The following is a 13,207-nucleotide window of genomic DNA, read 5'->3' on the forward strand; positions in this document are numbered from 1 at the left end:
ACCCTAGTGCGGGAGGACCGGCTCTTGCAGCGCAGGATTTCGGGTACCCACCACCGGCAGGTGTGAAAATTACGCGCCCGTCGAAAGCGCTTAACATTCAGTTCGGAAATCTGGGAAAAATCAGCCGTGTTTGGACCCGCGGGCGGGCCATCGCCACAACGCGGTCTACCATCGTGTGTAGTAGATGCTGCGCGCCGCTGCGACCCCAAGGAGTTATTGCGTGAGCGTTCGCGGGCGCGTCGCGCCGAGCCAATTGCCAAGCCGGATACAAGGCACGGTGCTGGCTTATCTGGCGCTGACCAAGCCGCGGGTCATTGAACTGCTGCTCGTCACAGCCATCCCGGCGATGCTGCTGGCCCAGCGCGGCACCGTGAACCCGCTGCTGATCGTCAACACCCTGATCGGCGGGATGCTGGCCGCCGGCGGCGCCAACACTCTCAACTGCGTGGCCGACGCGGACATCGACAAGGTGATGAAGCGCACTGCGCGGCGGCCACTGGCTCGCGCGGCGGTGCCCACGCGCAACGCCCTGGTGCTCGGTCTGGTGCTGACGGTGGCCTCGTTCGTCTGGCTGTGGTGGACGACGAACCTGCTGTCCGGGCTGCTGGCCCTGGCGACGATCGCGTTCTACGTGTTCGTCTACACGCTGCTGCTCAAGCGCCGCACCTCGCAGAACGTGGTGTGGGGCGGCGCGGCCGGCTGCATGCCGGTGATGATCGGCTGGTCGGCCGTCACCGGCACCATTCAATGGCCCGCGCTGGTGATGTTCGCCATCATTTTCTTCTGGACGCCGCCGCATACCTGGGCGCTGGCGATGCGCTACAAGGACGACTACAAGGCGGCGGGCGTGCCGATGCTGCCTGCCGTGGCGACCGAGCGCCAGGTGACCAAGCAGATCCTGATCTACACCTGGCTGACGGTGCTGGCCACGCTGGCGCTGGCGCTGGCGACGGGGTGGCTGTACGCGGCCGTCGCCGTGATCGCCGGGGTGTGGTTCCTGGCGATGGCCCACCAGCTCTACGCCGGCGTCCGCGCGGGCGAGCCGGTCAAGCCGCTGCGGCTGTTCCTGCAGTCGAACAACTATCTGGCCGTGGTGTTCTGCGCGTTGGCCGTGGACTCGGCCATCGGGCTGCCGCACCTGTTCTGATCTTCGGCCTCGGGGCGCCGTTGAGTGTGCGTCCTGGGCGGGAAAGTAGCCGGAATCCCGCCCTGCCCGCACACCCCACGCCGCCAGTGCACACTCGACGACGCAACCCGGCCAGGGCATGCCGCCCGCGGCTACGGCAGCAGCACGATCGAGCCCGCCGTCTTGCGGCCCTGCAGATCCTGGTGGGCGCGGGCCGCCTCGGCCAGCGGGTAGCGCCCGCCAATCTCGACGGTGATGTCGCCGCCGGCGATCGCGGCGAACAATTCCTCTGCCCGCCAACTGAATTCCTGACCGGTGCGCACGAAATGCGCCAGCGACGGCCGGGTCAAGAACACCGAGCCGGCGGCGTTGAGGCGCTGCGGGTCGAACGGCGGAACGGGCCCGCTGGCCGCGCCGAACAGCGCCAGCGTGCCCCGGATGGCCAGGCTGGACAGGCTGGCGTCGAAGGTGGTCGCGCCCACCCCGTCGTACACCGCGGCCACCCCGGCGCCGTCGGTCAGCGAGCGAATCCGCTCGCCGAACGCTTTCGCGTCGTCGGGGTAGGGGAGCACCTCGTCGGCGCCCGCCTGCCGGGACAGCCGCTCCTTGTCCGGGGTCGAAACCGTGGTGATCACCCGCACACCGAGCAGGTGGGCCCACTGCGTCAGGATCAGGCCGACGCCGCCCGCCCCGGCGTGCACCAGCACCGTGTCGCCCGACTGCACCGGATACACCGACCTCAACAGGTAATGAGCGGTCAACCCTTTCAGTAGCGCCGAGGCCGCCACCTCGGCCGTCACGCCGTCCGGCACCTCGGCGGTCAAATGTGCTGGGGCCGTGGCATATTCGGCATACCCTCCGGACGCCGCGGAGCTGACCACACGGTCGCCGACGCGGAACCCGTCGACGCCGTCGCCGAGGGATTCGATGGTGCCGGCCAGTTCCGAGCCGAGGATGAACGGCAACTCCCGCGGGTACTGCCCGGAGCGGAAATAGGTGTCGATGTAGTTGACGCCGATGGCCTCGGCCTTGATCAGCACCTCGCCCGGCCCGGGCGTGGGCGTGGTCGTGTCGACGTAGCGCAGCACCTCGGGGCCGCCGGTCTCGCTGATCTCGATTGCGTGCATCTGCTTATCATGCCCGGGCATGAAACTCGCTCGCCCGGACGTCTTCCATCCCCGCCTCGTGCTGGCGGGGGCGGGCGACGGCGCGGGCGCGACGGCCGACGACGCCGATCTGGTGGCCGCGCTGCGGCGGCGCGGCCTGCACGCGCGCTGGCTGTCCTGGGACGATCCGGACACGGCCGGCGCGGATCTGGTGATACTGCGGGCCGTCGCGGACATCCCGGATCGGCGCGACGAGTTCCTGGCCTGGACCCGCCGCGTCCGCCACCTGCTCAACCCGCCCGGCGCGGTGGCTTGGAACCTCGATGAGCGGTATTTGCGCGACCTCGAGCACGACGGCGTCCCGACGACCGATTCGGACACACCGCCCGACGCGTCGTTGATCTTCCTGGGCGGCGAGCGGTCGCACGCCTGGCCGGTCGAGCCGGAGTTCGAGTCGTGGGACCTCGGCCACGCCGCGCTCGCCGCGGCCGCCAGGCACTCCGGCATCGCCGCCCGGGAGCTGCTCTGCGGGCGGGTCGACGTGGCCGGCGAACGGGTGGTGGGGCTCGACCTGGTCGCGCCGTCACTGGGCTGGCGCCGGCTGGACAACGCGGCCCGCAACCTCGCCCAGCACCGCTTCGCCCTGGCGGTGGAGTCAGCCTGCGAGCGGCTCGGGCTGGGCCCGCTCTCGCATCGACGCCCATAGCGCCGCGGTGGCCGCCGTGCACGCCGCGGCCCCGGCCACGTGCAGGGCGACCAGCACCGCGGGGACCCCCGTGTAGTACTGCGCGGTGCCGACCGCGGCTTGCGCGAACACCAGCACCAGCAGCACCGCGAGCCGCAGCAGCACGGGACGGTCGGCGCGCACCGCGAGCAGCCCGAATCCCAGCCCGACCAGCAGCGCGAAGTAGGCGATCAGCAGCGACGAGTGCACGTGCACCAGGGTGTCGACCTCGACTTTCAGCCGCGGCACCGTCCGGGTGGGGCTGCGATCACCCGCGTGCGGGCCGGCGGCCGTCACCAGCGTGCCGGTCACCAGCACCGCCGCCAGGTCCAGGCCGGACAGCGCGGTCAGCGCGCGCAGCGGCCTGACCGCTCGCTCGCGGACCACTCCGTCGTCGGGCTCGCCGACCTTCACATACAGCAGCACCGACAGCCACACCATGGTCATCGACGTCAGCAGGTGGATGGCCACCGTCCACCACAGCAGCCCGGTGCGCACGGTGATGCCGCCGATCACCGCCTGCACGACGGTGGACACCGGCATCAGCCAGGCATAGACGAGCACCTCGCGGCGTCGCCGTGCCCGGGTCACGGCCAGCACGGCCAGCGCCGCGGTGATCACCACGGCGAAGGTGACCATCCGATTGCCGAATTCGACGGCCTGGTGGATGCGCGGCACCTCGGCATGGGCCACCGGCACGAAGCTGCCCGGAAAGCACTGCGGCCAGGTGGGGCAACCCAGCCCCGAGGCGGTGACGCGCACAATCGCCCCCGTGATGGCGATGCCGCCCTGGGTGAGGATGACGGCCGCGGCGATCAGGCGCTGCACACCCACGCTGGGGTTGGGGAGCAGGTCCACCACGCGCAACAGCATCCGTCCGACCACGGGCCCGATCCTAGGGCACCGAAAACTACGACCTGTAGTACGGCCGGTCGCGCGGAGGTCAGGTGAAGCGGAACCAGCGCAGCGCGCTCAGCGCGCCCACCGCGCCCCACGCCACCAGGACGATTACCCCGAACCAGTCCAGCGACATGGTCATCGCCTGCGACAGCGCCTCGGTGAGCGCGCCGGACGGGGTCAGCCGGGCCGCGAGTTTCACCGCCGCCGGGGTGATTCCGGTTTCCAGGGTCAGCGCACCCAACCCGGCGAAGACGAACCACAACAGGTTGGCGACCGCCAGCACGATCTCGGCGCGCAGCGTCCCGCCGAGCAGCAGCCCCAGCGCCGCGAACACCACGGTGCCCAGCGCGATGACCGCCGCGCCCAGCGCCAGCGCCGCCGGCGTGGGTCGCCAGCCCAGCGCAAAACCGATGGTGCCCAACAGGATTGCCTGCAGGAACACCACGGTGACCACGGCCAGGGACTTGCCCGCGATGATGCCCCACACCGGAAGCGGGGTGGCACCGAGCCGCTTGAGCGCGCCGTAGCGCCGATCGAAGGCCACCGCGATCGCCTGCCCGGTGAACGCCGTCGAGATCACCGCCAGCGCCATGATGACCGGGGTGAAGGTCGCCGCGCGGTGCTGGCCGAACGAACCGAGCGGTAGCAGCGTGAGCCCGACCAGCAGCGTGATCGGGATGAACATGGTCAGCAACAGCTGTTCGCCGTTGCGCAGCAGCAGCTTGAGTTCCAAACCGAATTGCGCGGCAAGCATTTTCGGCACCGCGCTGGGCCGCGGATCGGGAGCGAAGGTGCCCGCGGGGAACACGCTCGATGGAATCTCGTTGTCCGTCAAGGCCGTAACTTCCTGCCGGTGAGGTCGAGGAACACATCCTCGAGGCTGCGTTGCTCGACGCGCATGTCGGTGGCCAGCACGTCGATCCGCGCGCACCAGGACGTGACGGTGGCCAGCACCTGGGGATCGACGTGCCCCTCGACCAGGTACTCGCCCGGCGTCACCTCGGTGGCCTTATAGTCCTCCGGTAGGGCGGCGGACAGCAACGACAGATCGAGGCGCGGCGGCGCGCTGAACCGCAACTGGTCCTTGGCCCCGCTGCGCATCAGCTCCGCGGGCGTGCCGGAGGCCACCGTCGCCCCGTGGTCGATGATCACCAGCCGGTCGGCGAGCTCCTCGGCCTCCTTGAGCTGGTGGGTGGTCAGCACCACCGTGACGCCGTCGCGGCGCAGCGCGTCGATCAGTTCCCAGACCAGCAGCCGCGCGTGGGCGTCCATGCCCGCGGTGGGCTCGTCGAGGAACACCAGTTCGGGGCGGCCGACCAGCGCGCACGCCAGCGCCAGCCGCTGCTGCTGGCCGCCGGAGAGCCGCCGGTAGGTGGTGCGGGCGGCGTCGGTGAGGCCCAGCGTGTCCAGCAGCCAGGCCGGGTCCAGCGGGTCGGCGGCGTAGGCGGCCACCAGGTTGAGCATCTCGCCCGCCCGGGCCGCGGGGTAGCCGCCGCCGCCCTGCAGCATCACCCCGATCCGGGCTCGCAGCCGGGCGTTGTCGGCGATCGGGTCCAGGCCGAGCACCTCGATGGTGCCGGCGTCCGGGCGCACGAAGCCCTCGCACATCTCGACCGTCGTCGTCTTGCCGGCGCCGTTGGGACCGAGCAGGGCCAGCACCTCGGCGGCGTACACCTCGAGATCGAGATTGGAGACCGCCTCGACGGCCGTCGTGCCGGATCCGTATTTCTTGGTGACCCCACGCAGCCGCACCACTGCGTCAGGGGATTCGCGCGATTCTGGAAAGGCCGAGCTCACGAGCGCAGCTCCTCCTCATCGCTTCGCTCTGCATCGTCGTCGGCGCGGCTCACGTGGAATCAGCGTAGGCGTCATGTGCCGGCGCCGGGCGGGGGGTCGGCGGAGTCGGCGGCGTCGTCGCCGTGTCGTTGACCGGTTCGCCGTCGGATTCGGTGTCCTGGCCCGGCGAGCGGCGCCACGGCAGGCGGGTGTAGGTCAACGCGATGAGCGCGACGACGATGACGGTGCTGGCCAGGGTCGCGTCGATGATCTGGAACAGCGCGAACCGGTCGCCGTTGGCGGTCGGGCCGAAGATCCCGACGACCAGGCTGATGACGATGGCCGCCACCCGGAAGCCGGTCCGCGTCGCCCAGGCGGCCAGCGGGATGACGGCCCACAGCAGATACCAGGGCTGCACGACGGGGAACAGCAGCACCGTGATGCCCAGCGCGACGCCCAGGCCGCCGATCGGGTGCAGCCGGCCGCGGAAGACGGCCAGCAGCAGCCAGGCCACCATGACCGTGATGATCAGCACGCCGATCGCGCGGGTCAGCCCCAGCACGGCGGTGGTGTGATCGCCTAGGCCCAGCAGGATGCCGACCTGGCCGGTGCCCAGCGCCAGCAGCGTCGGCGGCGACATCCAGCTGCGCACCACGTTGGCGGTGCCCAGCGTGTAGATCCAGCCGAATCCCAGGCCGCTGGCCCAGCCCACCAGCGCCATCACCGCCAGCGACAACGCCGCCATGCCGCCGCCCGTCAGCAACAGGGCGCGCACGGTGCCGCCGCAGCGGTAGGCCAGCGCCATCGTGACGAAACCCAGCGCGAGCAGCGACGGCAGCTTCACCTGCGACGACAACACGATCAGCACCGAACCGGCGACCAGCATCCCCAGCGGTTCCCAGTCCTGACCCAACCGCTTCCACGACACGGGCAGCAACCGCGGTGCGTCGATGCCGCGCAACGCGAATTCGGCCCCGGCCAGCATCAGACCCAGCATCAGCGCCTCGTTGTGCACGCCGGCCACCAGATGCATGATCAGCAGCGGGTTTGCCGCCCCCAGCCACAGCGCGCTGACCTCGGCGACGCCGCAGCGCCGGGCCAGCCGCGGGGTCGCCCACACGATCAGTCCCACGCCCAGCAGCTCCACCAGCCGGTGGCACAGCACCGCGGCGACGATGTTCTCCCCGGTGATCGCGGAGATGCCGCGCCCGATCCACAAGAACAGCGGCCCATAGGGGGCGGGCGTCTCGCGCCACAGCGTCGGCACCGAGAGCGTGAAGATGTGGGACAGGCCCAGGCCCGACGCCGGGCCCACCCGATAGGGGTCCAGACCCTCCAACGAGATCTGGCTCTGCGCCAGATAGGAATAGACGTCCTTGCTGTACATCGGCGGAGCGATCAACAGCGGCAACACCCACAGCAGCAGGGTGCGGTCCAGGTCGCCGCGTGACATCCGCCGGTTTCCCAGCGCGAACCGGCCGAGCATCAACCAGGCCAGCGCCATCATGACCGCGCCGGTGGTCGTCATGGTCAACGACACGGTCTGGATGCGCGACGGCAGGTTGAGCAGCCGCACGCCGAACGTCGGGTCCTGCACGACGGGCCGGGCGCCCGCGCCGAGTGCGCCGATGGCCATCACCACCGTGCCGGTCGCGCCGAACAGGCGGGTGCGGCGCAGCGCGGTGAGCTCGGTATCGTTCAGCGGCGAACCCACCGCCTGCTCGTCGCCGTGCAGACTCGCGATCGATGAGCTCAGCGTGTGGTGGCGGGCTGCCATCAGAGCAGCGTAGCCGCCGGATGAAATGGGTCGCTGCCTCGCGGTTAGTGTGAGCAGCGCAACGCCATGACAGGGGACCCTTGCTAGACCGATCCCCGGAATTGCGTCACACTGGTGTTGTGAAAATCCGAACCAGGCTCGATGGGGCCGCCGACGCCGTTACCGGCGCGGCGGACGTCGGCGCGCCGGTGCCGGATGGTCACACCCGCCGCGCGATCGTGCGCCTGCTGCTGGAATCCGGGTCGATCACCGCCGGCGAGATCGGTGACCGGCTGGGCCTGGCGGCCGCCGGCGTGCGACGCCACCTCGACGCCCTGATCGAGGCCGGTGATGCCGAGTCCACTGCGGCCGCGGCGTGGCAGCAGGTAGGACGCGGGCGTCCCGCGAAGCGCTATCGACTGACCGCGGCCGGGCGGGCCAAGCTCGACCACGCCTACGACGACCTGGCGGCGGCGGCCATGCGGCAACTCCGCGAGATCGGTGGCGAAGAGGCGGTGCAGGCCTTCGCCCGGCAGCGCATCGACGGCATCCTGGCCGACGTCCCCGCGGCCGACAGCGCGGCGGACACCGACGTCGAGGCGGCGGCCGACCGGATCGCCACCGCGCTGACCAAGGCGGGCTACGTCACCACCACCACGCAGGTCGGCGGGCCGATCCACGGCGTGCAGATCTGCCAGCACCACTGCCCGGTGTCGCACGTCGCTGAGGAATTCCCCGAGCTGTGCGACGCCGAGCAGCAGGCCATGGCCGAGGTGCTGGGCACCCACGTCCAGCGGTTGGCGACCATCGTCAACGGCGACTGCGCCTGCACCACGCACGTACCCCTGACTCAGGCATCCAATACGGCGCCCAGCCCGCGCCACCACACCACGAGCACCAAAGGAGCGTCTCGATGACACTCACACCCGAGGCCAGCAAGACGGCTACCGCGCCGCTGACCCAGGAAGAGGCGATCGCCTCCCTGGGGCGGTACGGCTACGGCTGGTCGGACTCCGACGTCGCCGGGGCCAGCGCCCAGCGCGGCCTGTCCGAGGCCGTCGTCCGCGACATCTCGGCGAAGAAGAACGAGCCCGAGTGGATGCTGCAGACTCGGCTGAAGGCGCTGCGCATCTTCGACCGCAAGCCGATGCCGAACTGGGGCTCGAACCTGCAGGGCATCGACTTCGACAACATCAAGTACTTCGTGCGTTCCACCGAAAAGCAGGCCGCCAGTTGGGAAGACCTGCCCGAGGACATCCGCAACACGTATGACCGGCTGGGCATCCCGGAGGCCGAGAAGCAGCGCCTGGTCGCCGGCGTCGCGGCGCAGTACGAATCCGAGGTGGTCTACCACCAGATCCGCGAGGACCTCGAGGCCCAGGGCGTCATCTTCCTCGACACCGACACCGGCCTGCGTGAACACCCCGAGATCTTCCAGGAGTACTTCGGCACCGTGATCCCGGCCGGGGACAACAAGTTCTCCGCGCTGAACACCGCGGTGTGGAGCGGTGGCTCGTTCATCTACGTCCCGAAGGGCGTGCACGTCGACATCCCGCTGCAGGCCTACTTCCGGATCAACACCGAGAACATGGGTCAGTTCGAGCGGACGCTGATCATCGCCGACGAGGGCTCCTACGTGCACTACGTCGAGGGTTGCACCGCTCCGATCTACAAGTCGGATTCGCTGCACTCGGCGGTGGTCGAGATCATCGTGAAACCCAATGCGCGCGTGCGCTACACGACGATCCAGAACTGGTCGAGCAACGTCTACAACCTGGTCACCAAGCGGGCCCGCGCGGAGGCCGGCGCCACCATGGAATGGATCGACGGCAACATCGGGTCGAAGGTCACCATGAAGTACCCGGCGGTCTGGATGACCGGCGAGCACGCCAAGGGCGAGGTGCTCTCGGTCGCCTTCGCCGGCGAGGACCAGCACCAGGACACCGGCGCGAAGATGCTGCACCTGGCGCCGAACACGTCGAGCAACATCGTGTCCAAGTCCGTGGCGCGTGGCGGCGGCCGCACCTCCTACCGTGGCCTGGTGCAGGTGAACAAGGGCGCGCACGGATCGCGCTCCAGCGTGAAATGTGATGCGCTGCTGGTGGATACGATCAGCCGCAGCGACACCTACCCCTACGTCGACATCCGCGAGGACGACGTCACCATGGGCCACGAGGCCACCGTGTCGAAGGTCAGCGAGAACCAGCTGTTCTACCTGATGAGCCGCGGCCTGACCGAGGACGAGGCGATGGCCATGGTGGTGCGCGGCTTCGTCGAGCCGATCGCCAAAGAGCTGCCGATGGAGTACGCGCTGGAGCTCAACCGGCTGATCGAGTTGCAGATGGAGGGCGCTGTCGGATGACCGCCGACAATCTGACTTCGGCCGTCGAGGGGAGTTCGCTTACCGCATTGAATAAGGGGGAGTTGTTCTCCTCGTTCGATGTGGACGCGTTCGAGGTCCCGCACGGCCGCGACGAAATCTGGCGGTTCACCCCGCTGCGCCGGCTGCGTGGCCTGCACGACGGCTCGGCCCGCGCCACCGGCAAGGCCGGGATCAGCGTCAGCGAGCAGCCCGGCCTGCGAGTCGAGACCGTCTCCCGCGGCGACGAGCGGCTCGGCCAGGGTGGTGTACCGACCGACCGTGTTGCCGCGCAAGCGTTTTCGTCGTTCAACTCCGCGACCCTGATCACCGTCGAGCGCGACACCCGCATCGCCGAGCCGATCGGTGTCGCGGTCACCGGCCCCGGCGAGGGCGCGGTGGCCTACGGGCACCTGCAGATCCGGGTCGCCGAGCTGGCCGAGGCGGTCGTCGTCATCGATCACCGGGGCAGCGGAACGCTGGCCGACAACGTCGAATTCGTCGTCGAGGACGCCGCCCGGCTCACCGTGGTGTGGCTGGCCGACTGGGCCGACGACGCCGTGCACGTCAGCATGCAGCACGCCAGGCTGGGCAAGGACGCGGTGCTGCGCCACGTCGCCGTCACGCTCGGTGGCGAGGTGGTCCGGATGACGGCCAACGTGCGGTACCTGGGTCCCGGCGGCGACGCCGAGCTGCTCGGCCTGTACTTCGCCGACGACGGGCAGCACCTGGAGTCGCGGCTGCTGGTGGATCACGCCCAGCCCGACTGCAAGTCGAACGTGCTGTACAAGGGTGCGCTGCAAGGCGATCCGGACTCCGCACTGCCCGACGCGCACACGGTCTGGATCGGCGACGTGCTGATCCGCGCCGACGCCACCGGCACCGACACCTTCGAGGTGAACCGCAACCTGGTGCTCACCGACGGCGCGCGCGCCGACTCGGTGCCCAACCTCGAGATCGAGACGGGCGAGATCATCGGCGCCGGGCACGCCAGTGCCACCGGGCGTTTCGACGACGAGCAACTGTTCTACCTACGCTCCCGCGGCATCCCCGAGGAGCAGGCGCGCCGCCTGGTCATCCGCGGCTTCTTCGCCGAAATCATCTCCAAGATCGCGGTGCCCGAGATACGGGAACGCCTGACCGCAGCCATCGAACACGAACTGGCCATCACGGAAAAGACGGAAACAACAGCCTCATGACCACTCTGGAAATCAAAGATCTGCACGTCAGCGTCGTCAACCCCAACGCCGCCGAGTCCGAGCGGGAGATCCCCATCCTCAACGGCGTCGACCTGACGGTGAAATCCGGTGAGACACACGCCTTGATGGGCCCCAACGGGTCCGGCAAGTCGACGCTGTCCTACGCGATCGCCGGTCACCCCAAGTACACGGTGACCTCGGGCTCCATCACGCTCGACGGTCAGGACGTGCTCGCGATGGGCATCGACGAGCGTGCGCGGGCCGGAATCTTTCTGGCCATGCAGTATCCCGTCGAGGTGCCCGGCGTCTCGGTGTCGAACTTCCTGCGCTCGGCGGCGACCGCCGTGCGCGGCGAGGCCCCGAAGCTGCGGCACTGGGTCAAAGAGGTCAAGGCGGCCATGGGCTCGCTGGAGATCGACCCGGCGTTCGCCGAGCGCAGCGTCAACGAGGGCTTCTCCGGCGGTGAGAAGAAGCGCCACGAGATCCTGCAGCTGGAACTGCTCAAGCCCAAGATCGCCATCCTCGACGAGACCGACTCCGGCCTCGACGTCGACGCGCTGCGGGTGGTCAGCGAGGGCGTAAACCGTTACGCCGAGGCCGGCTGGGACGATGGCACCGGCCAATCGGTGCGTGGCGGCGTCCTGCTGATCACGCACTACACCCGCATCCTGCGCTACATCCGCCCCGAATATGTGCACGTGTTCGTCGGCGGCCGGATCGCCGAATCCGGCGGTCCTGAGCTGGCCGACGAACTCGAGCAGAACGGCTACGTCCGCTTCACCCAAGCGGCGGCAACCGGGGCCTGACATGGCTACACCTTCGGCGGCGGTCTCACCCCTGGATGTCGCGGCCATCCGCGCCGATTTCCCCATCCTCAAGCGCGTCATGCGCAGCGGAAATCCGTTGGCGTACCTGGATTCCGGCGCGACGTCACAGCGACCCCTGCAGGTGCTCGACGCCGAGCGGGAATTTCTGCTGACGTCCAACGGCGCCGTGCACCGCGGTGCGCACCAGCTGATGGAGGAGGCCACCGACGCCTACGAGCAGGGCCGTGCCGACGTCGCGGCGTTCGTGGGCGCCGACGCGCAAGAGCTGGTGTTCACCAAAAACGCCACCGAGGCGCTCAACCTGGTGTCATATGTGCTGGGGGACAAGCGTTTCGACCGTGCGGTCGGCCCCGGCGACGTCATCGTCACCACGGAGCTCGAGCACCACGCCAACCTGGTTCCCTGGCAGGAACTCGCCCGGCGCACCGGGGCGACCCTGCGCTGGTACGGCGTCACCGACGACGGCCGCATCGACCTCGACTCGCTGCAGCTCGACGAGCACGTCAAAGTCGTCGCCTTCACCCATCATTCGAACGTCACCGGCGCGGTGGCCCCGGTGGCCGAGCTGGTCAGCCGCGCCCGGGCCGTGGGCGCGCTCACCGTGCTCGACGCCTGCCAGTCGGTGCCGCACCAGCCCGTCGACTTCCATGCCCTGGACGTGGACTTCGCCGCGTTCTCGGGACATAAGATGCTGGGCCCCAACGGCATCGGCGTCCTCTACGGACGACGCGAGCTGCTGTCGGCCCTGCCGCCGTTCTTGACCGGCGGCTCGATGATCGAGGCCGTGACCATGGAATCGTCCACCTATGCGGCGGTGCCGCAGCGGTTCGAGGCCGGCACCCCGATGACGTCGCAGGTGGTCGGATTGGGCGCGGCCACACGCTATCTCGCCGCCCTCGGCATGGAGGCCGTGCAGGCCCACGAGCACCAGCTGGTCGCCGCGGCGATCGACGGCCTGTCCGGCATCGACGCCGTGCGCATCGTCGGGCCGGTGTCGATGGAGAATCGCGCCTCGCCGGTCTCTTTCGTCGTCGACGGCGTGCACGCCCACGACGTCGGGCAGGTGCTCGACGACGAGGGTGTCGCGGTGCGGGTGGGACACCACTGCGCCATGCCGCTGCATCGCCGGTTCGGCCTGGCGGCCACCGCGCGGGCGTCCTTCGGGGTGTACAACACCGCCGAGGAGGTCGAGCGCTTGGTGGCCGGCGTGCGCCGCGCTCTGGATTTCTTTGGGAGAGGCTGACATTGCGTCTCGAGCAGATGTATCAGGACGTGATCCTGGATCACTACAAGCACCCGCAGCACCGCGGGCTGCGGGAGCCGTTCGGCGCCCAGGTGTTTCACGTCAACCCCGTCTGCGGTGACGAGGTCACCCTGCGGGTGGCGCTGTCCGAGGACGGCGAGACGGTCGCCGACGTGTCCTATGACGGGCAG

13 protein-coding genes are annotated in these 13,207 nt (G+C 69.5%); 8 read left to right on the forward strand and 5 right to left on the reverse strand.

Annotated features, from left to right (window positions below):
• The first annotated feature begins 220 nt into the window (after positions 1–220).
• On the forward strand, positions 221–1,147 hold the full coding sequence (locus tag A5708_RS02250) for a heme o synthase (RefSeq protein ID WP_065027069.1): 927 nt from the start codon (positions 221–223) through the stop codon (positions 1,145–1,147).
• Positions 1,148–1,278: 131 nt separating this feature from the next.
• On the opposite strand, the gene A5708_RS02255 is transcribed toward A5708_RS02250, so the two are convergent.
• Positions 1,279–2,253: a quinone oxidoreductase family protein gene (locus A5708_RS02255; protein ID WP_065027070.1), complete on the reverse strand. Its 975-nt coding sequence runs from the start codon at positions 2,251–2,253 to the stop codon at positions 1,279–1,281.
• Positions 2,254–2,272: 19 nt separating this feature from the next.
• Between A5708_RS02255 and A5708_RS02260 the strand changes: the two genes are divergently transcribed.
• Positions 2,273–2,938 carry a hypothetical protein gene (locus A5708_RS02260; RefSeq protein ID WP_065027071.1) on the forward strand — a complete coding sequence of 222 codons (666 nt, stop codon included), beginning with the start codon at positions 2,273–2,275 and terminating at the stop codon, positions 2,936–2,938.
• Here the strand turns inward: A5708_RS02260 and A5708_RS02265 are convergent.
• The 4 genes from A5708_RS02265 to mptB form a co-directional block, all read right to left on the reverse strand.
• The gene (locus A5708_RS02265; protein ID WP_196772499.1) at positions 2,888–3,829 is read right to left on the reverse strand and encodes a COX15/CtaA family protein; all 942 of its coding nucleotides are present in this window, start codon (positions 3,827–3,829) and stop codon (positions 2,888–2,890) included. The genes A5708_RS02260 and A5708_RS02265 overlap by 51 nt on opposite strands.
• A gap of 70 nt (positions 3,830–3,899) precedes the next feature.
• Positions 3,900–4,610 carry an ABC transporter permease gene (locus A5708_RS02270; protein WP_231117794.1) on the reverse strand — a complete coding sequence of 237 codons (711 nt, stop codon included), beginning with the start codon at positions 4,608–4,610 and terminating at the stop codon, positions 3,900–3,902.
• A gap of 77 nt (positions 4,611–4,687) precedes the next feature.
• Positions 4,688–5,653 carry an ABC transporter ATP-binding protein gene (locus A5708_RS02275; protein ID WP_065027074.1) on the reverse strand — a complete coding sequence of 322 codons (966 nt, stop codon included), beginning with the start codon at positions 5,651–5,653 and terminating at the stop codon, positions 4,688–4,690.
• A gap of 49 nt (positions 5,654–5,702) precedes the next feature.
• Positions 5,703–7,409: a polyprenol phosphomannose-dependent alpha 1,6 mannosyltransferase MptB gene (mptB, locus tag A5708_RS02280; RefSeq protein WP_065027075.1), complete on the reverse strand. Its 1,707-nt coding sequence runs from the start codon at positions 7,407–7,409 to the stop codon at positions 5,703–5,705.
• Between the two features lie 80 nt (positions 7,410–7,489).
• On the opposite strand from mptB, the gene A5708_RS02285 reads away from it, so the two are divergent.
• From A5708_RS02285 to A5708_RS02310, 6 genes are all read left to right on the forward strand, one after another.
• Positions 7,490–8,305, forward strand: a complete 816-nt coding sequence (locus tag A5708_RS02285; RefSeq protein ID WP_155765848.1) for a helix-turn-helix transcriptional regulator — start codon at positions 7,490–7,492, stop codon at positions 8,303–8,305.
• Positions 8,302–9,750: a Fe-S cluster assembly protein SufB gene (gene sufB / locus A5708_RS02290; protein ID WP_065027077.1), complete on the forward strand. Its 1,449-nt coding sequence runs from the start codon at positions 8,302–8,304 to the stop codon at positions 9,748–9,750. Before A5708_RS02285 ends, sufB begins: the two co-directional genes overlap by 4 nt.
• Positions 9,747–10,946 carry a Fe-S cluster assembly protein SufD gene (sufD, locus tag A5708_RS02295; protein WP_065027078.1) on the forward strand — a complete coding sequence of 400 codons (1,200 nt, stop codon included), beginning with the start codon at positions 9,747–9,749 and terminating at the stop codon, positions 10,944–10,946. Before sufB ends, sufD begins: the two co-directional genes overlap by 4 nt.
• Complete coding sequence (gene sufC, locus A5708_RS02300) at positions 10,943–11,752, forward strand: Fe-S cluster assembly ATPase SufC (RefSeq protein ID WP_065027079.1); 810 nt, start codon at positions 10,943–10,945, stop codon at positions 11,750–11,752. Before sufD ends, sufC begins: the two co-directional genes overlap by 4 nt.
• Before the next feature lies 1 nt (position 11,753).
• A complete protein-coding gene (locus A5708_RS02305) occupies positions 11,754–13,016 on the forward strand; it encodes a cysteine desulfurase (protein WP_065027080.1) in 1,263 nt (420 codons plus the stop codon).
• A partial coding sequence (locus tag A5708_RS02310) for an iron-sulfur cluster assembly scaffold protein (protein WP_196772500.1) occupies positions 13,013–13,207 on the forward strand: 195 nt, incomplete at its 3' end. The genes A5708_RS02305 and A5708_RS02310, both read left to right, overlap by 4 nt.

The sequence above is a fragment of the Mycobacterium colombiense genome (assembly GCF_001672755.1).
GTDB classification, from domain to species: Bacteria; Actinomycetota; Actinomycetes; order Mycobacteriales; family Mycobacteriaceae; genus Mycobacterium; species Mycobacterium colombiense_C.